18 protein-coding genes are annotated in these 23,428 nt (G+C 71.3%); 15 read left to right on the forward strand and 3 right to left on the reverse strand.

The window, feature by feature from the left end:
- The first annotated feature begins 8 nt into the window (after nucleotides 1–8).
- Genes ABD324_RS08420 through ABD324_RS08430 form a run of 3 tightly spaced genes read left to right on the forward strand, consistent with a single transcriptional unit; the run spans nucleotide 9 to nucleotide 5,617 of the window.
- Nucleotides 9–2,210 carry a molybdopterin-containing oxidoreductase family protein gene (locus ABD324_RS08420; RefSeq protein WP_344414202.1) on the forward strand — a complete coding sequence of 734 codons (2,202 nt, stop codon included), beginning with the start codon at nucleotides 9–11 and terminating at the stop codon, nucleotides 2,208–2,210.
- Nucleotides 2,200–3,387, forward strand: a complete 1,188-nt coding sequence (locus tag ABD324_RS08425; RefSeq protein WP_344414204.1) for an epoxide hydrolase family protein — start codon at nucleotides 2,200–2,202, stop codon at nucleotides 3,385–3,387. The genes ABD324_RS08420 and ABD324_RS08425 overlap by 11 nt, the downstream gene beginning before the upstream one ends.
- Nucleotides 3,388–3,412: 25 nt before the next feature.
- Entirely contained in the window at nucleotides 3,413–5,617 is a 2,205-nt protein-coding gene (locus ABD324_RS08430; protein WP_344414206.1) for a molybdopterin-containing oxidoreductase family protein, read from the forward strand.
- Between the two features lie 208 nt (nucleotides 5,618–5,825).
- Here ABD324_RS08430 and ABD324_RS08435 read toward each other — a convergent pair whose 3' ends face one another.
- The gene (locus ABD324_RS08435; RefSeq protein WP_344414208.1) at nucleotides 5,826–6,026 is read right to left on the reverse strand and encodes a hypothetical protein; all 201 of its coding nucleotides are present in this window, start codon (nucleotides 6,024–6,026) and stop codon (nucleotides 5,826–5,828) included.
- On the opposite strand from ABD324_RS08435, the gene ABD324_RS08440 reads away from it, so the two are divergent.
- From ABD324_RS08440 to ABD324_RS08470, 7 genes are all read left to right on the forward strand, one after another.
- Nucleotides 6,016–7,104: an ABC transporter substrate-binding protein gene (locus ABD324_RS08440; RefSeq protein WP_344414210.1), complete on the forward strand. Its 1,089-nt coding sequence runs from the start codon at nucleotides 6,016–6,018 to the stop codon at nucleotides 7,102–7,104. The genes ABD324_RS08435 and ABD324_RS08440 overlap by 11 nt on opposite strands.
- A 15-nt stretch (nucleotides 7,105–7,119) precedes the next feature.
- Nucleotides 7,120–9,945: an ABC transporter permease subunit gene (locus ABD324_RS08445; protein ID WP_344414212.1), complete on the forward strand. Its 2,826-nt coding sequence runs from the start codon at nucleotides 7,120–7,122 to the stop codon at nucleotides 9,943–9,945.
- 1 nt (nucleotide 9,946) lies between these two features.
- Complete coding sequence (locus ABD324_RS08450) at nucleotides 9,947–10,693, forward strand: ABC transporter ATP-binding protein (protein WP_344414214.1); 747 nt, start codon at nucleotides 9,947–9,949, stop codon at nucleotides 10,691–10,693.
- Entirely contained in the window at nucleotides 10,690–11,604 is a 915-nt protein-coding gene (locus ABD324_RS08455) for a TIGR03619 family F420-dependent LLM class oxidoreductase (protein WP_344414216.1), read from the forward strand. Before ABD324_RS08450 ends, ABD324_RS08455 begins: the two co-directional genes overlap by 4 nt.
- A 1-nt stretch (nucleotide 11,605) precedes the next feature.
- Nucleotides 11,606–12,868, forward strand: coding sequence for an acyl-CoA dehydrogenase family protein (locus ABD324_RS08460; protein WP_344414218.1), 1,263 nt, complete (start codon nucleotides 11,606–11,608; stop codon nucleotides 12,866–12,868).
- A gap of 73 nt (nucleotides 12,869–12,941) precedes the next feature.
- A complete protein-coding gene (locus ABD324_RS08465) occupies nucleotides 12,942–13,358 on the forward strand; it encodes a Zn-ribbon domain-containing OB-fold protein (protein WP_344414220.1) in 417 nt (138 codons plus the stop codon).
- Entirely contained in the window at nucleotides 13,355–14,485 is a 1,131-nt protein-coding gene (locus tag ABD324_RS08470) for a thiolase family protein (RefSeq protein ID WP_344414222.1), read from the forward strand. Before ABD324_RS08465 ends, ABD324_RS08470 begins: the two co-directional genes overlap by 4 nt.
- A 114-nt stretch (nucleotides 14,486–14,599) precedes the next feature.
- Here ABD324_RS08470 and ABD324_RS08475 read toward each other — a convergent pair whose 3' ends face one another.
- A complete protein-coding gene (locus tag ABD324_RS08475; RefSeq protein WP_344414223.1) occupies nucleotides 14,600–16,189 on the reverse strand; it encodes a GMC family oxidoreductase in 1,590 nt (529 codons plus the stop codon).
- A 290-nt stretch (nucleotides 16,190–16,479) separates the two neighbouring features.
- Here ABD324_RS08475 and ABD324_RS08480 point away from each other — a divergent pair, with 290 nt between their 5' ends.
- From ABD324_RS08480 to ABD324_RS08490, 3 genes are all read left to right on the forward strand, one after another.
- Entirely contained in the window at nucleotides 16,480–17,940 is a 1,461-nt protein-coding gene (locus ABD324_RS08480) for an aldehyde dehydrogenase family protein (protein WP_344414224.1), read from the forward strand.
- A gap of 15 nt (nucleotides 17,941–17,955) precedes the next feature.
- On the forward strand, nucleotides 17,956–19,203 hold the full coding sequence (locus ABD324_RS08485) for an amidohydrolase family protein (protein ID WP_344414225.1): 1,248 nt from the start codon (nucleotides 17,956–17,958) through the stop codon (nucleotides 19,201–19,203).
- Between the two features lie 84 nt (nucleotides 19,204–19,287).
- Nucleotides 19,288–20,313: an alpha/beta hydrolase gene (locus ABD324_RS08490; RefSeq protein WP_344414227.1), complete on the forward strand. Its 1,026-nt coding sequence runs from the start codon at nucleotides 19,288–19,290 to the stop codon at nucleotides 20,311–20,313.
- Here the strand turns inward: ABD324_RS08490 and ABD324_RS08495 are convergent.
- Entirely contained in the window at nucleotides 20,295–22,031 is a 1,737-nt protein-coding gene (locus ABD324_RS08495; RefSeq protein WP_344414276.1) for a gamma-glutamyltransferase family protein, read from the reverse strand. The two genes, ABD324_RS08490 and ABD324_RS08495, sit on opposite strands and share 19 nt — an antisense overlap.
- A 182-nt stretch (nucleotides 22,032–22,213) precedes the next feature.
- Between ABD324_RS08495 and ABD324_RS08500 the strand changes: the two genes are divergently transcribed.
- Together ABD324_RS08500 and ABD324_RS08505 are read left to right on the forward strand one after the other, a co-directional pair.
- On the forward strand, nucleotides 22,214–22,612 hold the full coding sequence (locus ABD324_RS08500) for a cupin domain-containing protein (protein WP_344414228.1): 399 nt from the start codon (nucleotides 22,214–22,216) through the stop codon (nucleotides 22,610–22,612).
- Nucleotides 22,609–23,271 (forward strand): VOC family protein, encoded by a 663-nt coding sequence (locus tag ABD324_RS08505; RefSeq protein ID WP_344414230.1) that lies wholly within the window; start codon nucleotides 22,609–22,611, stop codon nucleotides 23,269–23,271. The genes ABD324_RS08500 and ABD324_RS08505 overlap by 4 nt, the downstream gene beginning before the upstream one ends.
- Nucleotides 23,272–23,428 lie beyond the last annotated feature (157 nt).

Consider the following 23,428-nt stretch of genomic DNA (forward strand, 5'->3'; position numbering starts at 1 on the left):
CTGATCTCGTGGAAACCAAGGTCTCGTACTGCCGGACCTGTGGCGCCGCCTGTGGAATGCTGGTGGACGTCGAGGACGACAAGATCGTCCGCGTCAGGGCGAATGCGGACAACACCTCGTCCGCCGGGTACACCTGCGTCAAGGGCCGCAACGCGGACGCGGGGCACAACAACCCCGGCCGCATCCTGCGACACCTCCGTCGCAGGCGCGACGGCGGTTTCGACGAGATCTCCCTCGAGACCGCGGTGTCCGAGATCGCCGACCGACTGGGCTCGATCATGGCCGAGACCGGGCCCGAGTCGGTCGGTGTCTACTGGGGCACCTACGCCTGGCTCGCCTCGGCCACCCTGCCGGTGGCGAAGGCGTGGTGGCGGGCCATCGGCTCCCACAAGTCGTTCTCGCCCATCACGATCGACCAGGCGTCGAAGACCGTCTCCTGGGCGCGGACCGGCTTCTACACGGGTGGTTTCCAGCGGTTCGAGGACGCCGACGTCTGGCTGGAGATCGGTGGGAACCAGCTCATCTCCCTGCAGAGCGTCGGATGGGCGAACACGAACCCGTTCGTCACGCTGAAGGAGCACAAGAAGCGCGGGCTGAAGCTCATCGTCATCGACCCGCGCCGCACCGAGCTGGCGAAGGCCGCGGACCTCTTCCTGCAACCACGCCCGGGTACGGATGCCGTGCTCCTGACGGCGATCCTGAACGTCATCTTCGAGAAGGGGCTCGACCGGCCGGAGTTCCACCGCCGGTACGCGGACAACGTCGACGCCCTCAGGGACTACGTCCGGGGCACGACGCCGGCGATCGCCGCGGAGTACTGCGGGGTCCCCGAGGAGGACATCGTCGCCGCCGCGGTGCTGTTCGGCGAGGGCAAGGTGGGCGCCGCCAACGGCCACACCGGCACCGACATGGGGCCCGGCGGGAACCCGTGCGAACAGCTGATCCTCTCGCTCAACCTCGTCTGCGGGCGGTTCGTCCGCGAGGGCGAGCAGGTCCAGAGCGACGCGCTCGTGGGCGAACCTCCGCCGCGCCACGCGCAGGTGATCCCGCCCTCCCGGCACTGGGAGTCGAGCTGGCGCAACCGGTTCGGGCACGGCCTGATGCCCAGCCCGTTCTCGGGCTTCGGCGAGATCCCGTGCGGGCTCTACGCCGACGAGATCCTCGAGCCCGGCGAGGACCGGGTACGGGCGATGTTCTCGATCGGCGGGAACCCCGTCAACGCGATCCCGGGCCTGCCCCGCCAGATCGAGGCGGCCAAGGCCCTGGACCTGCTCGTCAACATCGACCCGTACATGACCGAGACGTCGCGGCTCTCGGACTACGTCATCGCGCCGACGATGATGTACGAACGGCCGGACTACGCCGTGATCTTCGGTCCCTTCGGGATCTACACCCCCGCCCTGGTCCCCCCTCCGGGCGACACCGTGGAGGAGTGGAAGTTCTTCTGGCTCCTCGGCGAGGCGATGGGGCTGGACATGGAGCTGGGGGTACCGGACGACGCCGGGCTCGGCGCCTTCGGGTACATCCCCCCGGGCCGACCGGTCCCGCTGACGGGACCCCTGCCCACGAGTGACGAGATGCTCGCCATGGTGGCGAACGACGACGCGCTCCTCGAGGAGCTCAAGCGCCATCCGAACGGCTTCGCCGCACCGAGGCGGAAGGTCACGGTCCTGGGGCCCGCTCCCGGTATGGAGGACAACCGCCTCGACCTCTTCCCTCCCGAGTTCCCCGAGGAGATGGAGGCGCTCAAGGCGGTGCTGGAGGACTCGCGACGCCGCCACTACCGCCTGATCGTGCGCCGGTCCAAGGAGCTCTACAACAACCAGGGCCGGAACCTGCCCGAGATCACCAAGGGCAGGACCAACCCGCTCTACGTCCATCCGGACGATCTCGCGACACACGGGCTCGCCTCCGGGGACAAGGTCACGGTCGTCAGCGACCACGGGACCATCGCGGTGGTGACGAAGGGCGACGAGACCCTCCGCCGGGGCGTCGTCGCGCTCACCCACGGCTGGGGCGGTCTCGAGGAGGACGACCCCTTCGCCCCCGGCGTCGGTGCGAACGTGAACGCCCTGATGAGCACGCGCGGCCCGGTGCAGCGCGTGCTGCACATGCCGATGATGACGGCCCTGCCCGTCGACATCGAGCCGCTCGCGGACGCCCCGGCGCCGCGGCCGGTCCCGTCCCGAAGGAGGAGCGATGGCGAGTGACGACGGCCGGTCCGCGGTCCGTGCGGTCCCGTTCGAGATCCACGTCCCGGACGAGGAGCTCGACGACCTGGCTGCCCGGTTGCGCGCGACGCGCTGGGCCCCGGAGGTCGGCAACGAGGACTGGAGGTACGGCGCGACGGGGGAGTTCCTGCGTGAGCTCGTCGAGGCCTGGCTGGCGTTCGACTGGCGCGCGCAGGAGAAGGTCATCAACCGGCTGCCGAACTTCCGTGCGGAGCTCGACGGCACGCCGATCCATTTCGTCCATCAACGGGGGAGCGGGCCGGAGCCGCTGCCGCTGGTCCTCTCGCACGGGTGGCCCTGGACCTTCTGGGACTGGTCGGAGGTCATCGGGCCACTCACGGACCCGGCCTCCTACGGCGGGGACCCGGTCGACGCCTTCGACGTCGTCGTCCCGTCGCTGCCCGGGTTCGGCTTCTCGACCCCGTTGACGGAGGAGCCGGTCACGGTCCGCCGGATCGCGGGGTTGTGGGACCGGCTGATGACGGAGGTCCTGGGCTACGGGCGCTACGGCGCCGTCGGCGGGGACTGGGGCGAGGCCGTCACCACCGAGCTCGACCGGGTGGCGCGGGAGCACCTGGCCGGGATCTACCTCTCGACGGCTCCCACGACGCTGATCGGCGGCATGCAGACGCTGACGCCCGAGGAGTACGGCCCCGACGAGGCCGGCTGGTTCGACCACACCCAGCAGATGATCCGAACGGTCCTGAGCCACGGGCACGCCCACGTCCTCGATCCGCAGACGCTGGCGTGGGCGCTGAACGACTCGCCGGTCGGGCTGGCGGCGTGGCTCATGGAGCGCCGGCGCAACTGGAGCGACTGCGGCGGCGACCTCGGCTCGGTGTACTCGACCGAGTTCCTGCTCACGACGATCAGCCTCTACTGGTTCACCCACAGCTTCGGCTCGTCGGTCCGCATCTACGCCGACGCCACCGCGGCCCTCGCGGAGGCGACGGCGTACGTCGAGACGCCGGTCGGGGTCGGCGTCTTCCCGGCCGACGTGTTCCTGGTCCCGCGTGAGCGGGTCGCGGCCGCGGCGAACCTCCGGCACTGGTCGGTCCAGCCGCGCGGCGGGCACTTCGCCCCCGCCGAACAGCCGCAGGCCGTCGTCGAGGAGCTCCGGACCTTCTTCCGCCCACTGCGCCGCCTCGGCGGCTGACACCCTCGGCCCAGGGAGACCCGCGATGGGAACGACGACGACGTCCATCTGTCGCTTCTGCATGAACCTCTGCCCCGTCGAGGTCGAGACGGAGAACGGCGCGGTGCTCTCGATCTCGGGGGACCGCACCAATCCGCTCTACCGTGGCTACACCTGTGTCAAGGGCCGGACGCAGGGCGCGCGCTACGCCCACCCGGAGCGACTGCTCCGCTCCCTCAAGCGGATGCCCGACGGCGGCTTCGCGCCGATCTCCACGGACGAGGCGATCGGCGAGATCGCCGATCGCCTCCGCGGGATCGCGGAGGAGTACGGGCCGCGCGCCGTCGCCCTGTTCGGGGGCACGTACATGGCCATGGACAGCCCGGTCAACCTGACCATGGTCGACGCCTTCATGAGGGCGGTCGGCTCGGCGATGACCTTCACCACGAGCACCCTGGACCAGCCGGGCAAGCCGCTGGCGAAGGGGTTCCACGGCATGTGGATGGCTCCCGGGTTCGCCTTCCAGGACCCGGACGTGGCGCTCCTGGTCGGGAACAACCCGTACATCAGCCACCAGGGCCGCAACGGCCCTCCCGCGGACTTCTTCCGCGGGCTCGCGAACCGGGGTGCCGCGCTGGTCGTCGTCGACCCGAGGAGGACGGAGACGGCCAGGCGCGCGACCATCCACCTCCAGCCCCGCCCCGGAGAGGACGCCTCGATCATCGCCGGCCTGATCCGGGTCGTCATCGAGGATGGTCTCCACGACGCCGAGTTCGTCACGGAGAACGTCACCGGGTTCGACGCGCTGCGCGAGGCGGTCGCCCCGTTCACGCCGGACCACGTCGCCCGGCGGGCGGACGTCCCGGCCGCGGACCTCGTCGCCGCGGCCCGCCTCGTGGGCGGGTCCCGCCGGGGTTATGCGGCGGCGGGAACGGGGCCGAACATGTCCGGGAAGGGGACGCTGGTCGAGTACCTGCTGCTGTGTCTCGACACCCTCTGCGGACACTGGATGCGGGCCGGTGAGCGGGTGCGCAACCCCGTGTGTCTCGCTCACGAGTCGCTGCAGCTCGACCGGGCCCAGGCCCTTCCGCCCTTCGCGGCGTTCGGGTACGGCGAGCAGCTGCGGGTGCGCGGGCTGACGATGACGGCTGCGGGCCTGCCGTCGGGTGCCCTGGCCGACGAGATCCTCCTCCCGGGCGACGGCCGGGTGCGGGCCCTGCTGAGCGTGGGCGCCAACCCGGCGAACTGCGTACCGGACCAGCTGAAGATGACCGAGGCGCTGCGCTCGCTCGACCTCCTCGTGCAGGTCGACTTCCAGATGTCGCCCACGGCGCGGCTCGCGGACTACGTCATCGCCACCACACTGCCGTTCGAGATGCCCGGCACCAACCTCATGGCGGACTTCCTCCCGCTGTACGCCAACGGGGTGGGGCTGGCGGTGCCGTTCGCCCAGTACACGGAGGCGGTGGTCGAGCCGCCGGCCGGTTCGGACCTCGTGGAGCAGTGGCGGCTGCTCTTCGGGCTGGCCCGGCGGATGGGCCTGCAGCTGGACCTGTTCCCGGGCCTGGGGGAGGCCATGCCGATCCCGGGGGCCGCCCCCGTCGCACTGGACATGACGCGGGACCCGGAGGTCGACGAGCTGTTCGCGCTCGTCCACAGCGGATCGCGGATCCCGCTCGAGGAGGTCCGTCGGCACCCGAAGGGCGCCGTGTTCGCCGACCCACCCGTCCACGTCAAGCCCAAGGAGCCGGGGTGGGAGGGGCGCCTCGACGTCGGCAACGCCGCCATGATGGCCGACCTGCGCGACGAGCTCGCCGCACCCGCCGACGCCGGCCGGGAGGAATTCCCGTTCCGGCTCATCTCGCGGCGGATGATGCACGTCATGAACTCGCCGACGGTGGCGCTGCCCGGAGGTCGGCCACCCTACAACCCGGCGTTCCTCCACCCGGCGGACCTGGCCGGCCTGGAGGTCGCCCCCGGGGACATCGTCGAGATCACCTCGGCTCGTGGCGCCATTCTCGCCGTGGCCGAGGAGGACGACACCGTCCGGCCCGGAACGGTCTCGGTGAGCCATGCGTTCGGTGATCTTCCGGGGATCGACCGCGACGTCCGGAGCGTGGGTTCCAACACGGGTCGGTTGATCGCGGACGATGTCGTCTTCGAGCGCTACTCGGGTCAGCCGAGGATGAGCAACATCCCTGTTCGGATCGTTCGGACGGAGCCGGGCGAGAGCTCGTCGGAAAGTCACTAGAGCAGCTCGGACAGGGTCCCGGTGGCGGTCCCCGAGACCTTCGGGACTCGTCCGAGTGCAGGCGCAGCCTAATGGGATCCAGTCTTGACGGTGTGGTATCCCACAAGTACTGTCCTCCCCACCGTCGGGGAGTGACAGAGGTCAGCTGCCGTGCAGAACGCCTCACTTCGACCGCGAGCGATTCTTCGCTACGCGAGGAACGGATGTGTCAGGTCATGAGAATGAAGCTGAAATGCATCGCCGCGGCGACGTTGGCCGTGATCGTCGCCGGATGCGGCACCGGCACCGGATCGCCCTCCGGATCGGGTGATCCGGCGAATGCGCCGGCCGCCCGGCCGGCGACCGCCGTCGCCGCCGACCCGTCGAAGCCGCCGGTTCTGGTCGGGTTCGAGAACACCATGACCGGCACCTTCGCGTTCCCCGCCTTCGCCGCGGGATTCGATGCCGGCGTCAAGTACGTGAACGAGGAGCTCGGCGGTGTCAACGGGAACCCGCTGAAGTCGACCCTGTGTGCCTCCGACGGCACGCCGGACGGCGCGGTCAACTGCGGCAACCAGTTCGTCCAGAGCAACGTCGTGCTCTCGGTCCTCGGCTTCGACTACGGGGCCGACGGCATCCTGCCGGTGCTCAAGGCTGCCGGGGTCGCCGAGTTCGGCTACCAGGCCATCACGCCCGGGATGAACAACGCGGTCGGCCAGGCCTTCTTCGCCTCCCCGTCGACGCAGGAGGCCTACTCCGCCGCAGTCGTCGCGCAGCAGGGACTCGGGGTGAAGTCGCTGGCGACCGTCCTGCCCGACCTCCCGCCGATGCACGAGTACTTCGAGACGGTCGTCGCGCCCGCCGCGCAGAGGCTGGGCGTCGGCATCCGGGCCTTCTACTACCCGGCGACGGGACCGGACTGGGCGAGCTTCGCCTCGTCGGTCGTCGCGACCCAGCCGGACGGGGTCACCCTGTACGTCGGGGATGCCGACGCGCTGGCAGCCGTCCCGGCGTTCCGGGGCACCGGGTTCACGGGCGTCCTCGACGCGTCGACATCGACGTCGATCATCCCGAAGCTCTCGGCGCAGAACCTCGAGAAGGTCATCTTCGTCAACCCGTTCTTCAACAACCTCTACGCGGACTCGGCACTGAGCCCCAAGGTGAAGGCCGACCTGGCCGCGTTCGAGCGGCACATCACGCCGGACCCCGCGACCTACACCTTCGCCCAGGCCGGCTTCTTCGACGCCGTGCAGGCCGCGGACATGCTGCGCCAGGTCGCGGACCGGACCGGAGCGCCACTGACCCGGGAGAGCGTCCTGCGCAACATCGGGAACACGAAGGGCTCGACGTTCTTCCGCGACGGGACGTACGACTGCTCGACGCCGAGCTGGCCCGGGACGACCTCCTGCACCAGCGGGTTCAACTACGCCCAGGTCGGAGCGGGCAAGAAGCTCACGCCGCTGCCGAACTCCCCGGTCAACGTCTCGGCGGTCAAGCCCGTCGGCTGACGGAGCGAGGAAACCATGAGCCCCTATCTGCTGTTCCTGTTCCTCGGGCTCAGCCTCGGCGCGGTCTACGCGTCGATCGCGCTGAGCATCACCCTGACCTACCAGGGCTCCGGAGTGATCAACTTCGCGGCGGGGGCCATGGCGACCGTCCCGCTCTACGTCTTCGACGACCTGCGCAACGGCCGGTTCAGCGTTCCCCTCCCGGGGGTGCCGTCGATCGAGGTCGGGGAGCAGCCGGTGTGGCTGGCCGTCCTCCTGGGCGTCGTGGTCGCCGCCGTTCTGGGCCTCCTGGTCGAGCTGCTGATCTCGCGTCCGCTGCGCAGGGCGCCGGTCCTGGCGAAGGTGGTGGCCGCCGTCGGCGTCATGCTGACGATCCAGGCCGCCGTCGCGCTCAAGTTCGGGAGTGACGCGCGGTCGATGACGGCGGTGCTCCCCACCGGCTCGGCGTCCGTCGGCGGGATCCAGGTGCCGACCGACCGGCTCTGGTTCGCCGGCATCGTCGTCCTCGCCGGGGCGGGGCTCGCGATCTGGTTCCGCCGGTCGCGGGTCGGGCTGGCGGTCCAGGCCGCGGCCGAGAACCAGCGGGCGGCGGAGTTCGCCCGGCTGTCCCCGACCGTGCTCGGCATCGTCACGTGGGTCGTGTCGTCGGTGTTCGTGGCCCTCACGATGATGCTGGCCGGTCCGGCCATCGGCGTGCTGACCCCGGGCAACATGACCCTGCTCGTGGTCCCCGCCCTGGCCGCCGCCCTGATCGGGCGGATGAGCTCGCTGTGGGCGGCGCTCGCGGGCGGCCTCGGCATGGGAGTCCTGGTGGCCGAGCTGCAGTTCCTCTCCCAGACGAAGACCTGGTGGCCGGACTGGGCCAAGCAGGGGCTGACCGACGCGGTGCCGTTCCTGGTGATCGTGGTCGTGCTGTTCGTCGTCGGCCGGTCGATCCCCATGCGCGGGGACGACGAGCAGCTCAGGCTGCCGGCCGTCCGGCTGCCGAGGAACCGCCCGGTGGTGATCGTGGCCCTCGTCCTCGGCGGGGTCGCGCTCGTGACCCTGACGGACGGCAGCTACCGGTTCGGCGTGATCAACAGCCTGGCGCTCTCGCTGATCGCCCTGTCGCTCGTCGTGCTCACCGGCATGGTCGGACAGATCTCGCTCGCGCAGGCAGGGCTGGCCGGCGCGGCCGGGCTCGTGGTGTCCAAGCTCGGCACCGCGCTCCCGTTCCCGCTGCCGATGATCATCGGTGCGCTGGTGGCGACCGTGATCGGCGTGCTGATCGGCCTGCCTGCGCTGCGGATCCGGGGTGCGCAGCTGGCCGTGGTCACGCTCGCCGCCGCGGTGGTCGTGCAGCAGTTCGTCCTGGGCAACCGGCTGTTCGTCTCGACCGAGAACACCATCCGGGATCCGGAGCTGTTCGGGCTGGACCTGGGGGTGCGGGAGGGCACCACCATCGCCCGCGTGCCGTTCGGCCTGCTCGTGCTCGTCGTGGTCGCGATCGCCTTCGTCCTGGTCGCCAACGTGATGCGCAGTGGGACGGGCCGGAGGATGCTGGCCGTCCGCTCCAACGAGCGCGCCGCGGCGTCGGTCGGCATCAACGTCTCCGGCGTCAAGCTGACGGCGTTCGCGCTGGCGTCGTTCCTCGCCGGACTGGGCGGCACGCTCATCGGCTACAGCCGGGGTGTGCTGTCCGTGGAGTCCTTCGGCGTGCTCGTGGGACTCTCGATCCTCGCGATCGCCTACATCGGTGGCATCGCGAGCGCGAGCGGCGCCTTCGTGGCGGGCGCGATGGGTGCGGTCGGCATCGTCTTCGTCATCCTCGACCGCAACCTGGACCTGGGCCAGTACTACTCGGTGATCACCGGCGTCGGCCTGATCCTCGCGGTGCTGTTCAACCCGCTCGGCGTCGCCGGTGGGACGCGGGCCCAGTACGAGAGGCTCCGCGCCGGGCTGCGCCGGCGAACGGGACCGGACGACCCGCCCGGCGGCGAGGTCGGGACACGACCCGATCCCGTGTTGCGGCGACCCGCGTCCCGGCTCGTCGGCGACGTCTGTCTGCGCACGACGGGCATCCGCGTGACCTATGGCGGGGTCCGGGCGGTCGACGGCGTCGACATCGAGGTCCGGGCCGGCGAGATCGTCGGCCTGATCGGGCCGAACGGGGCGGGGAAGACCAGCTTCATCGACGCGATCTCGGGATTCACCCCGGCCACCGGCACGGTGGAGCTCGCGGGCCGGGACGTCAGCGCGCTGCCGGCGTACCGGCGGGCCCGGCTGGGGCTGGTCCGGACCTGGCAGTCCATGGAGCTGTTCGACGACCTCTCCGTGCTCGGCAACGTCCGCGTCGCCGACGACGTGAGGGACCGATCGTTCGCCTTCGCCCGAGACCTGTTCCGCCCGTCGCGGACGCCGTCCGGGACCGTCGGCGACGCGATGACGCTGCTCGCGCTCGACGGCTCGGGCGAAGGCCGGCCCGCGGAGCTCCCGCTCGGCCGGCAGAAGGTGCTGGGCGTGGCCCGGGCACTCGCGCTCGAGCCCCAGGTCCTGCTGCTCGACGAGCCGGCGGCCGGCCTGGACACGGCCGAGAGCATCGAGTTCGGCAACGACCTGCACCAGATCGCGGCCACGGGGGTGGGCTGCCTGCTGGTGGACCACGACATGCATCTGGTGTTCGGCGTGTGCGACCGGGTCTACGTGATCGAGTTCGGCAGGCCGATCGCCGTGGGCACGCCGGAGGAGATCAGGCGGAACCCGAAGGTGCTGGCCGCCTACCTCGGCGGCGACCACCTCGAGGCGAGCGAACCGGCCGGGGACGTCCTCACACAGGAGCCGACCAGGATCGGGGGAGCGTGAGATGACCACCGTGATCGAGGCGAGGGACCTGCAGTGCGGATACGGGACACTGCCCGTCGTCCGCGGGCTCGACCTGACCGTCGGCGCCGGCGAGGTCGTGTGTCTGCTCGGCGCGAACGGCGCGGGGAAGACGACGACCCTGCTCACGATCGCCGGCGCGCTCCCTGCCCTCGGTGGCGACCTTCAGGTCCTGGGCGGCCCGGTGACGAAGGCGCGGCCCTACGCGATCGCCCGCCGCGGACTGAGCATGGTGCCCGAGGGGCGAGGTCTGTTCTCCAAGCTCACCGTCGCCGAGAACCTCCGCCTGCGCCGCCACCGGAGATCGACCGTCACGATGGCGGAGGTCCTGGAGCAGTTCCCCGCGCTCGGCGCGCTGGCGGACCGCCGCACCGGGTTGCTGTCCGGGGGAGAGCAGCAGATGGTCGCGCTGGCCGGAGCGCTGATCGCCGCACCGAAGGCGATGCTGCTCGACGAGATGTGCCTCGGCCTCGCGCCCATCATCGTGGAGAGGCTGCTGCCGATGGTCCGGCGGATCGCGGAGGAGCACGCGATGGGCGTGCTGCTCGTCGAGCAGCACGTGCTCGCCGCCCTGACCGTCGCGGACCGGGGATACGTGCTGGCCCACGGCCGGGTCGTCGCCGAGGGCTCCGCGGCGGAGCTGCGTCGCGACGCCGAGAAGCTGGAGGCGAGCTACCTCGGCGAGGACATCGCCCCGCAGCGCCCCCTCGCGAACGAAGGACAGAGATGAAGATCGGGATCCAGAGCTACGTCACGGCGTACGGCATCGACCCGGCGACGCTGGGGAGGGCGATCGAGGACGCCGGGTTCGACTCCTACTGGGCGCCGGACCACGCGGCCGTCCCGGTGACGCCCGCGACCCCGCTCCCGCTGCCGGGCGGGAAGTTCCCGGACATCTACGGGCAGATGGTGGACCCGTTCGTCTCGCTCAGCGTGATGGCGACCGCGACGGCGAGCCTGCGGCTCGTGACCGGAGTGTGCCTCGTGCCCGAGCGGCACCCGCTCGTGTTGGCCAAGCTCGTCAGCAGCCTGGACCTCTTCTCGGGCGGCCGGGTGATCTTCGGCGCGGGTACCGGGTACGTGCCCGAGCTCACCGAGGTGTTCACGCCGCACCACGCCACGCCGTGGAAGCTCACGATCGAGTCGATCGAGGCGATGAAGGTGTTGTGGGCCAACGGGCGCGGCGGCTTCGAGGGTGACACGGTGAGATTCCCCGAGGTGGTGCTCGATCCGGTCCCCGTGCAACGGCCGCACCCGCCGATCGTGCTGGGCGCGCGGCCCACGCCGGTGGCGGCCAGGCGGGTCGCCACCGTCGCCGACGGGATCTACCTGACGGTGGTGACGCCGGAGGAGGTCGCGGCTGCGCGCACGGCCATCGCGACGGAGTGCGAGCGCATCGGGCGCGATCCGGCGGAGATCGAGATCTCGGTCAGCGTCCACGATCCGAGCCCGCAGGTCCAAGGCCTGTTCGAGGACGCCGGGGCCGACCGGCTGGTCGTGATGCTGCACAACCACGACGGCAAGCCCCTGCCGATGGAGGAGTGGATGCCACGCCAGATGGAGAACATCCTGGCGCCGGCGCCGACCGCGCAGGAGTCGCTCCGCTCCCTGGAGATGGTCCGCGAGCTGGCGGGCCTCTGAGGTGACCGACCTCGACGAGACACCGGCCGCCGGTGTGCGCGGCAGGCCGCCCGCGGAGCTGCAGGCCCTCGAGGACGCCGTCGTCGAGCGGGTGCGCGACTGCGCCTCCGCGGACGACTTCGTCGAGCGGGCGCGGGTCGCGGACCGCGACGGTGTGCTGGCGCGCGAGAACCTGCGGCTGATGCAGGACATCGGTGTGACGGGCATGCCGATCGACCCCGCGTTCGGGTCGTCGGGTGCGTCGCTCTCCGCCGCGGTGCGGGTCATGGAGGAGCTGTCGTACCGGGACGCCTCGACCGCGTTGGCGATCAACATGCACTGGGGCGGCGCGCGCGGTCTCGCGCAGATGCCCTCCTTCCCGCGCCGGGACGAGGCGTGTGCGGCGATCGCACGACACGAGGCCACGATCTGTGGCGGCTTCTCGATCTCGTCCGAGGGCCTCGACTCCCGCAGGTCCGGCGTCGTCTGCCGCGACGAGGGCGACGTGTACGTGTTCAACGGCCGCAGCGGCTATGCCTCGATGAGCGAGGCGGCCGGGTACGCGATGCTCGGCGGAGTCCTCGACGGCAGCGACCCGGACGACCCCACGTACGTCCTGACCGTGGGCCGGATGGGGGAGCCCGGGCTGCTCGACCACCGCAACTGGAACGCGATGGGCATGCGCGCCACCGGGAGCAGCGACATCGAGTGCCGGGAGCTGGTGATCGACAAGGCCGACTGCCTCGTCGGCCGGATGCGGACGTTCCGGTTCCGACGCCCGGTCGACACGGTCTACAACACCTTCGGCATCGGCGCGATCTGGGTCGGCCTGTCACGGGCCGCGTTCGACTTCACGCTCGACCACTGCCGGCGTCGCTACGGGTACATGGCCAGCAGCTCCCTCGAGTCGGGCACGGCGTCGTACCGGGCGGACGAGCCGTGGGCGCAGGGCGCGATCGGGAACATGGACCACTGGCTGGGCACCGGCCGGGCGCTGCTGCGCGACATGGTCGACCGGCTCGACGACTACGACGACGACGAGCTGATGGGCCGGGACCAGGTGCGGACGCTCTACCACCTCCGCCGCATGTCGGAGGAGGTGGCGCTGGGCGCGATGAAGACCTGCGGGGCGCACGGCTACGTGAAGTCCCGGACGTTGGAGCGCATCTTCCGCGACCTGATCGGTGGCGTCGTGATGGCGTGGAAGACGGACGACCTCCAGCACAAGCTCGGGATCGGAGCGCTGGGGCGCCCGATCATGATCAGTGGGCCGGGCGGAACGTAGGCCCCGAAGGAGTGATCACTGTGTCCGTATGGATCCACTACTGCCTGATGTCGACACCGGTGAGGACGGATCCGTGGAAACGGCAGCCGGCGTGACCCGGCCGGTTCCGCGTGCCTCCGAGCTCACACGTCCGTTCTGGGAGGCCTGTCGCCGCGGCGTGCTGCTCGTCCAGTGCTGCAGATCCTGTTCGCACCACGTCTTCACCCCGCAGGACTTCTGCCGATCCTGTCTGAGCCCCGATCTCGACTGGGTCGAGTCGGCCGGCGACGGGATCATCGTCACCTACACGACCATCTGGCGCCCGCAGACACCGGCATTCGAGGTGCCGTGTGTGGTTGCGGTCGTCGCCTTGACGGAGGGCTACGAGATGCTCACCAACATCGTCGACTCCGACCCCGCCGAGATCCTGGTCGGCGCGAAGGTGCACGTCGCGTTCCGCGAGATCGCACCCGAGGTCACGTTGCCCTGCTTCGCGGTGGTGGCTGCGTGATCACTCCGGGTACCGCCACCATCGTCGGTGCGTTCAACACGAAGCAGGCACGGGTGCTCCCGGGGGAGACCTCGTCCTCCATCACCCTCAAGGCGATCCAGGGTGCGTTGGCCGATGCCGGCCTCGAGCTGAGCGACGTCGACGGCCTCAACGTCCTGCCGGGTCTGGACTACCGGAACGGGTCGAACGCGTTCGGCTACGCGCTGGGCATCCCGACCTTCTGGATCGGCACCGCCGCCCCGGGCCCGGCGTCGGTGGCCGAGGCCGCACTCGCCATCGAGTCCGGGATGTGCTCCACGGTGGTGATCGCGAGCGGCCAGGCGCAGGTGCACACGGACAAGGACTCGGTCGCGCCGTGGACCAGGCCGGAGAACGAGTTCGTCGAGTGCTGGGGGCTGATGACGCCCGCGGAGTTCGCACTCTCGGCCCGCGAGTACATGCACCGGTTCTCGGTCACGCAGGAGCAGATCTCCTACGTGGCGAGCGTGATCCGCAACAACGGCCACCGCAACCCGGAAGCCGTCTACCACGGTCGCGGTCCCTTCACGACCGAGGACATCCTCGCGTCCCGCATGATCGCCGATCCGTACCACCTGCTCGACTGCTGCACGACGGGGGAGGGGGGCTCGGCGCTCGTGCTGACCAGCGCCGAACGTGCCCGCGACCTGCCGAACCGGGACGTGCGCGTGCTGGGCGGAGCCTGGGACAGCTGGGGCCCGTCCTACACCCACCCGCCCACCTACGACCGGACGGCGATGTGGGGGCGGAAGGCCGCCGACGCGGCCTTCGCCCGGTCGGGACTCGGGCGCGCGGACATCGACGTCTACGAGTTCTACGACAACTTCTCGTGGGAGATCATCCGCTACTTCGAGGCGTTCCGGTACTGCGAGGTCGGTGAGGGGGCGGACCTCGTCGCCGACGGAGCGATCGAGGTGGGCGGGAAGTACCCCGTGGTGACGGACGGCGGGACGATGTCGCACTCGCACACCGGCGAGTCGCAGCGCATCCAGCGGGTGGTGCAGGCGGTGCGTCAGCTGCGGGGGACGAGCGCGGCCAACCAGGTCGCCGGCGCCGAGACGGCGATCGTGGCGCAGATCGGCGATGTCGTCCTGCTGGGGGCGGTGTAGGCGACCAGCCCGGACGCGGCGACCACCCGGCCCTCGACGAGGGCCGGGTGGTCGTGGCGTGGAGCGGCTCTCCGGCGTGCCGGTCCTCCCGTGAGGCGGGGCCGCCCGCCCGGCTCAGGACTCCTGGCGGATCAGGTCCGCGGCGCGCCAGGCCAGCGCCATCGTGGGCGCCGCGGTGTTCCCGGCGGGCTGCTCGGCGAACACGGAGGCGTCGATGATCCGCAGACCCTCCACGCCCCGGACGCGGAGGCGGCCGTCGACGACGTCGTCGGCGTTCGGTCCCATGGCCGCGGACCCGATCGCGTGGTAGATGCCGAGCGGGCTGTCCTGCGCCAGCCTGACGACCTGCTCGGCGGTGGAGATCGCCGGTCCCGGCTGGTCCTCGCTCTCGACGAGCTCCGCCAGCGGGTCCTGGGCGACCATCTCGCGACCCCAGTCGAGGATCCGTGCCGTGGCGGCCCTGTCCTCGTCCGTCTCGACGTACCGCGGCCGGATGAGCGGCGGATCCTCCGGCGACGGGCCGCCGAGGTGGACCGAGCTCCGGGTCGTGGGCCTGATCGGGTAGCCGACGAAGGTGGCGCCGGAGTACTTCGCGAGCTTCATCCGGTCCGCGGCGGTGTTGAGCGCCATGGGCATCCAGATCCCCTGGATGTCCGGGCGGGCCAGCCCGGCGGAGGACCGGAAGGCACACACCAGGTCGTAGCCGGCCGTCGCGATCGGCCCACCCCGGGTCACCAGGTACCGGGCGCCCTGCAGGCCCTGCTTGGGCACGGTGTTGAGCGTGTGGGTCAGACCGATCCTGCCCTTGAGCCTGACCTGGAGCTTCACCCCGCGCTGTTCGATGACCCGCTCGCCGACGTTCGGGCTCTCGACGCGAAGGACCACGCCCGCGCCCGCCAGCACGTCGGCCCGGCCGATGCCCGAGCGCTCCAGGAGCAGGGGGGTCTCGATCGTCCCCGCGGCCACGAGGACCTCGCGGCGCGCGGTGTAGTCGCGGTAGGTGGAGCGGCCCCGGGCCCGCACACCGACGACGCGGGTGCCGTCGAACAGCAGATGACCGACCCGCCTCCCGGTCAGGACGGTCAGGTTCGGCCGCTTCGCGGCCGGTCGCAGGAAGGCGCTGGCCGCGCTGACCCGGACCCCGTTCCTGATCGTGGACGGGGTGAACCCGATGCGCTCGCTGTCGTCCTCGTTGAAGTCGGCCGCGTGGCGGAGGCCCATCCGCTGCGCCGCGCCCAGTATCGCGGCGCACACCTGCTCGTTCTGCTCGCTGATCGTGACGCCCACCGGACCTCCGGCGCCGCGCAGCTCGGAGGCGCCGAGGCCGTGGTCCTCCATCGCCCGGAACACCGGCAACATGTCCGACCATGCCCAACCGGGGTTCCCGCGCCGGGCGATCGCGTCGTAGTCGGGCTGCGCACCGCGGATGTACATCATCCCGTTGATCGAGGTGGAGCCGCCCTGCACCTTTCCGCGGGTCCACGACTCCGCGATCTTCCCGGGGCCGACCGGCTGGGTCGGGTAGTGGTAGCAGTATCGGCTGCTCTGCAACGTGAAGTAGAAGCCCTTCGGGATGGACAGCATCGGGTTGCGATCCCGGCCTCCGTACTCGACCAGGAGGACCTGGACCGCCGGATCCTCGGTGAGGCGATCGGCGAGGACACAGCCGGCCGCACCGGCACCCACGATGATGTAGTCGTACATCGAGTCACAGCCTCCAACGGCACCTGCGGACGATCCGTCCCCGTGGCAGGCCACTGTATCTGGAGGATGCAAACATGACAATTTTGGATCCCAAGGTAGCCGGGTCGGCTCGGGCCTTGACCGGTCCGTGCGGGCTCGCCTAGCCTGCCTTAAACGATTTACCCTCTGTGGCCGTGTTACGTGCGAGCAGGTCGAACGAGCTGAACGGTCCTGTGTGGACCGTGTGACCCGTGGGCCGCGCCGACGGCGAGACGGGAACGGCGAACAGGCGCACGACGAAGGGATCGGCGATGGGGACGTTCACGATGACGATCGACGGTCGTGGGGTCGGCTCGGCACGGCACCTCGATGTGATCGACCCGGCGACCGAGCAGGTCTGTGGGCAGGCCCCGGACTGCTCACCCGAGCAGCTCGACGAGGCGCTCGAGGCGGCAGCCACCGCGTTCCGCGGCTGGAGCGCCCTCGACGGCGAGTACCGCGCCAAGTCGCTCGTCGCGGCGGCGGACACCCTCGAGCGGGAGACGGAGGAGCTGGCGGCCCTCCTCACCGCCGAGCAGGGCAAGCCGCTCGGCCAGGCGCGCACCGAGATCGCCTCGGCCGTCCGGTGGCTGCGGTACTTCGCCGGATTCCGGCCGGGCCGCGAGGTCGTCCAGGACGACGAGGTGGCGTCCGTGGAGGTGGTGCGCCGTCCGCTCGGCGTCGTGGGGGCCATCACCCCGTGGAACTTCCCCATCAGCCTGGCGTTCTGGAAGATCGCCCCGGCGCTGGCCGCCGGCAACGCCGTCGTGGTGAAGCCCTCGCCGTACACGCCCCTGACCACGCTGCGCGTCGGCGAGCTGCTGCGCGGGGTCCTGCCCGACGGTGTGCTCAGCGTGGTCAGCGGCGGTGACGCGCTCGGCGCCCGGCTGACCCGGCACCCGGTCCCGCGGAAGATCAGCTTCACCGGGTCCACCGCCACCGGGCGGAAGGTCTTCGCCGCCGCGGCGGACGATCTCAAGCGGGTGACGCTCGAGCTCGGCGGCAACGACCCCGCGATCGTGCTCGACGACGCCGACGTGGCCGCGATCGCGCCCAGGCTCTTCCTCACCTCGTTCGCCAACAGCGGCCAGGTCTGCGTTGCCGTCAAACGGGTCTACGCGCCGCGGCGTCTGTACGCGGAGCTGGTCGACGCGCTCGTCGAGCAGGCGTCCGCGGTGCGGATGGGCGACGGGCGTGATCCCGGGAACCTGCTCGGCCCGGTCAACAACCGTCCGCAGCTGGACCGGGTGAGCGACCTCGTCGCGGACGCGGTGAGCCGGGGCGCCGTCGCCGCGGCGGGCGGGTCCCGGCTGGACCGCGACGGCTACTTCTATGCCCCGACCGTCCTCGCGGGCGCCGAGGACGGCATGGCCGTCGTCGACGAGGAGCAGTTCGGCCCCGCGCTCCCGGTCGTCGCCTACGACGACGTGGACGAGGTCCTGGAGCGGGCCAACGCGTCGCACTTCGGTCTGGCCGGTTCTGTGTGGGGCACCGACGTCGAGCGCGCCGCGCGGATCGCCGGCCGGCTCGAGGTCGGGACGTCCTGGGTCAACGCCCACATGGCGCTGGCGCCGCACATCCCGTTCGCCGGGGCCAGGTGGAGCGGGATCGGGACCGAGAACGGCCGCTGGGGCTTCGAGGAGTTCACCCAGCTCAAGGTCGAGTACGTCGCCGGCGGTCGCCGCCGGGGCACCGCCGAGATCAGCAACCAGAGCGGCCCTCGGGCCGGCTGACGAAAGGACCGTCCAGTGCCGGAACGAACCCTGCCGAAGATCATCAGCGTGGACGACCACGTGGTCGAGCCGCGCACGCTGTTCGAGACGTGGTTGCCGAGGAAGTTCCAGGACCGGGCGCCGCGGGTCGAGCGCCGCTGGATCGACATGACCACCGATGCCTACCACGACACCGAGGCCGCCGAGGGTGAGGGTCTCCCCGCCGACGTGTGGATCTACGGCACCTCGATGTACGTGCCGCGCCGTCCCGTCGTCGTCCTCAAGGACGTCGAGACCTCCGCCGAGATGCGGGACAAGGAGCCGGTCACCTACGACCAGATGGACCCGGCCTGCTACGTCCCGAGCGAGCGGATCAAGGCGATGGACACCCAGCACGTCGAGGCGTCGCTGGGCTTCCCGTCCTTCCCGCGCTTCTGCGGTCAGGCGTTCAGCGAGCAGTACCCCGACGACCGCGAGCTCGGTCTGGCCTGCGTCCGCGCCTACAACGACTGGATGGTCGAGGAGTGGTGCGGCGACTCCGGGGGCCGCCTGATCCCGGCGCAGGTCGTGCCCCTGTGGGACGCGGAGCTGGCGGCCGAGGAGATCCGGCGCAACGCGGCGCGCGGCGTGCGGGCCGTGACGTTCAGCGAGATCATCGGTCATCTCGGCTTCAAGAACATCCATCACCGGAACTGGGACCCGTTCTTCCGGGCGTGCGAGGAGACCGGGACCGTGGTGTCGATGCACATCGGATCGGCCTCGCTGATGACGACGCCACCGCCGGACTCGGCCACCGTCGTCGTACCGATCCTCCAGTTCACCAACTCGCTGTCGTCCATGGCGGACTTCGTGTTCTCCGGGATCCTCGACCGCTTCCCGGCGCTCAAGCTGGCGTACTCGGAGGGGCAGGCCGGGTGGATGCCGTACGCGCTGGAGCGGATGGACCACGCGTACCGCCACCACACGTGGGCGATCGGCGAGCACCGGCTGCAGGAACTCCCGTCGACCTACGTCCGGCGCAACATGTACGGCTGCATCTTCGCGGACCGGCACGCGATCAGGAACGCCCACGAGATCGGGATCGACAACGTCATGTTCGAGGTCGACTTCCCCCACGCCGACGGGCCCTACCCGCACACGTACGACCACCTGTCCTCGCAGTTCGCGGGCATCGACGAGGAGACGACCTACAAGATCGTCCGTGGCAACGCGATCCGCGTCTACGAGCTCGATCTCGACCGTGACCGCGTCGCGCCCGTCCCGGCAGCCGTCGCCGGGTCCTGACCCGGCCGTCGTCCCACGGCCACCGACCCGGGGCTCGTCACCCCCGGGTCGGTGGCCGGCGACCGTCAGAGGAGTTGTGGGGCAGTGTCCACAGGACCGAGCGGGACCACCGCGCGGACGCCGGCGGTGCCGGCCGTCGACGCCGAGCTGGGTGCCGCGCTCGACCTCGCCCGGCCGGGGCTGCCGGCCACTATCACCGCCGACCTGATCCCGGCCCTGCAGCAGGCCTCGGCGATGACGCCCGAGGCGCTGGCCGAGCTGGCCGCCGCATCCGGGTTCGAGTTCGAGGTCCGGTCGGTCGACGGGATGTTCGACGTCGTGGTCGGCAGGCCCGGCGCAGTCGCCCGGCCTGCGCCGGTCGTCTACTTCGTCCACGGCGGCGGGATGGTGATGGGGAGCCCGGCCTTCGGGCTCGACCTCGCCCTGCCCTGGGCCGAGGAGGCCGGCGCCGTCGTCGTCTCGGTGGGGTACCGGCTCGCGCCCGGGCAGCCGGACCCGGTCCCGGCCGAGGACTGCTGGGCCGGGCTCGCCTGGACGGTCGCGCACGCTGACGAGCTGAGCGTCGACCCGGGGCGGATCGTCGTCGCCGGGCACAGCGCGGGCGCCGGCCTCGCCGCGGGAGTGGCGCTGCGCGCGCGCGACGAAGGCGGCCCGGCTCTGCTCGGCCAGCTGCTGATGTGCCCGATGCTGGACGACCGCGAGCGCACGCCGTCGAGCACCGCGCTCGACGGGCAAGGCGTGTGGGACCGCACGTCCAACCGGGTGGGGTGGACGGCTCTGCTGGGTGACCGGCGGGCGGGCCCGGACGTCAGCCCGTACACCGCACCGGCACGGGCGGGCGACGTCGCCGGGCTGGCGCCGGCGTACCTGGACGTCGGCTCGGTGGAGACCTTCCGGGACGAGGTCGTGGAGTACGCCGGCCGGATCTGGCTGGACGGCGGGGACGCGGAGCTGCACGTCTGGCCCGGCGCGTACCACTGCTTCGAGATCGTGGCGCCCACAGCGGTGGTGTCCCGGCGGGCTCTCGCCGCCCGCGCGCAGTGGATGGCGCGGATCCTCGGCACGATGCCGCGACCCGCGGGTCGGCGTGGTCAGCGCCCGATCGCGTAGCCCTCCATGCCCCGTGGGGTGGCGCCTGCCCGGAGGACCCCGTCCACGTCCCGGCCCGCCGCACACGTCCGGGTCAGTGACCACGGTCCGGCGAGCCGGACGTCGTGACCGCGCCGCCTGAGCCCGGCGATGGTGTCCGCGGGGTAGCGATCCTCGACCACGACCCGTCCCGGTATCGCGGTCCTCGGATGGAACGACGAGGGGAAGTGCGCGGAGTGGAACACCGGACGGTCGATCGCCGCCTGCAGATCGTCCCCGAACAGGACGACGTTGAGCAGGAACTGGAGTGCCCACTGGTCCTGCTGGTCGCCGCCGGGCGTACCGAAGGCGAGGTACGGTTCGCCACCGCGCAGCACGAGTCCGGGGCTCAGGGTGGTGCGCGGTCGCTTGCCGGGGCGGAGCGCGTTCGGTCGGCGCCGGTCGAGGTCGGCCATCTGCAGCCGGGTGCCCAGCGGAAAGCCCAGGCCGGGGATCACCGGAGAGCTCTGCAGCCACCCGCCGCTCGGCGTCGCCGAGACCATGTTCCCGAAGCGGTCGGCCACGTCGACGTGGCAGGTGTCGCCTCTGTGCACGTCGGCCCGCGCGTCGAGCACCGTCGGCTCACCCGCGCCCGCCGCCTCGGCGGTCGCCTGCAGCCGGACGTCGATCGGCAGGGGAGTGCGGGCATCGGGGCTGCCGGGGCGCAGGGCGGGCGAGCTGTCGGGCCCGATGAGGGCACGGCGCTCGGCCGCGTACCCGTCGCTGAGCAGGGCGGTCAAGGGGACGTCCGGCTCGTCGCCGTACCAGGCCTCGCGGTCGGCGTACGCGAGCTTGCCGGCCTCGACGAGGGTGTGGACGTAGTCCGGGCCGCCGCGCTCGAGTCGGTCGAGGTCGAGGCCGTCGAGCAGGGCGAGCTGTTGCAGGAGCACGGGGCCCTGGCTCCAGGCACCCGGCTTGCAGACCGTGAAGCCCCGGAAGCCCCGTGTCGCGGGCCTCTCCCAGCTCGCCGACCACGTGGCGAGGTCGTCGACGGCGAGCAGCGACCGGTGCCGTCGCCCGCTGGAGTCCTCGACCTCGGCGGACGCGAGGTACCGGCCGATGTGTTCGGCGACGAACCCGCGGGAGAAGGCGTTGCGGGCCGCGTCGATGCGGTCCTCGCGGTCCCCTTGGGACACCTCGGACTCGTGCACCAGCCGTTCGTAGGTGCGCGCGAGATCGGGATTGCGGAACAGCGAGTGGGCTGCCGGCAGTGCACCGCCCGGGAGGTAGACGGCTGCCGTGCTCGGCCAGGCGTCGCGCAGCACGTGCTCCACCGCCGCGACGGCACCGACCATCTCGGGGCTCGTGGGGTGGCCGGCGGCCGCGTACCCGATGGCGGGCTCGAGCACCTCCCGCAGGCCGAGGGTGCCGCGGTCGCGGAGCATCAGCAGCCAGCCGTCGACGGCTCCCGGCACGCACGCCGCCAGCAGCCCGGTGCCGGGGACGGCGTCGAGGCCGAGATCCTCGAAGGCGCCGATGCTCGCGGCCGCGGGCGCGACGCCCTGCGCGCAGAGCACCTCCGGTGCGCCGACCCGGTCGTCCCAGACGACCGCGGGCATGTCGCCGCCGGGGCCGTTCAGGTGGGGTTGGACCACCTGCAGCACGAAGCCGGCGGCGACCGCCGCGTCGAACGCGTTGCCGCCGAGCTCGAGCATCCGCATGCCGCCTGCGGAGGCGAGCCAGTGGGTCGAGGAGACCATGCCGAACGTCCCGCGGAGCTCGGGACGCGTGGTGAACTCCCGCCCCCGACCGACCTGCGTCACCGTACGTCCTCCTGCAGTCGCGATCCCGAATCCTCGTCGACCGGAACACTAGCCGACATGTGGGATCCAATACTAGGCTTACTGGATATCGTGACCGGTCGACGGCGAGGGAGCAGCGAATGAGCGAAGGTCTGTACAGCAGCGCGGTCGGATCGACGGTGCTGTTCGAGAACGACCGGGTCCGGGTCTGGGAGATGATCCTGCAGCCCGGTGAGCACTGCGAGTTCCACGAGCACCACAACGACCACGTGATCCTCTACGCGCAGACGGCCACCATGCGCGGGCAGGAAGCCGGCGACGACGACTGGGGCATAGTCCAGGACACCGAACCCGGATTCGTCCTCTACCGGACGGTCGGCAGCGGTGGACCGCTGCAGCCGCACCGGCTCAAGAACCTCGGCGACGTGCCGGTCACCCACTACATCGTGGAGCTCCTCGAGGTCTCGCCCAGCCCGACGTCGCAGCCCTGGCAGCACAACGAGCGCGGCGCGTTCCGGCCGATCCCGACCCCGTCGTGATCGACGTCCGCGGGGTGCATCACCTCGGCCTGACCGTGGGCGATCTCGCCACCGCGTGCGCGTTCTACGGGGCCGCCGGCTACCGGCTCGCGGACCGTCTCACGGTGGGAGGCCCGGACGCGGCCGTCGGCAACGGCCTGGACGCCGCGAGTCTGGAGATCGCCTTCGTCGCCGAGCCGGGCCTGACCCTGGAGCTGGTCGAGTTCGATCCGTCGGATCCGCGTCCGGTGGCGGCCACCGATCCCGGATTCGGAAGCGTCCCGGTCGGACGGTCGGACGTCGAGCGCGACCCGGACGGGCGCCCGGTGACCTTCGGACCTCCGGCCGCCGGACTGCTGGTCACCAGCAGTGCGCCGGAGCGGACGATCGGCCTCCTCGGAGTGCTCGGCTTCGACCGGGACGGACGGAACGAGGTGGTGGGTCACGGCGTGCGCGTCGAGGTCGTCGGCGTGCCGGCCGGACGCCGCACTCCGGCGAACGCGCCGGGCCGGGTCCATCTCTGCTGCGAGGTGGCGGACATGCGGAAGGCCTGCGACGAGCTCGCGGCCCGGAGCTTCGAGCTCGTGTCGACGCCCCGGGTGAGCGGAGGGCTGTCGTGGGTCTTCGTGTCGAATCCCGAGGGGCCGGGTGTGGAGTTGCTCGCGATCGATACGCCCTGACGTCGCGTACCGCTTTCCGGCGACGGGACACGAACGAAATGGAGTGGATGTCAGTGACCTCAACTCGCGCAACGCGTCGGGACCTCCCCGATGCCGAGGTCGTCACGAAGGACCGGGTGGTCATCCGGTTCGCGGGTGACTCCGGTGACGGGATGCA

Origin of the sequence: Pseudonocardia ailaonensis (genome assembly GCF_039531635.1) — a bacterium.
GTDB lineage: Bacteria > Actinomycetota > Actinomycetes > Mycobacteriales > Pseudonocardiaceae > Pseudonocardia > Pseudonocardia ailaonensis.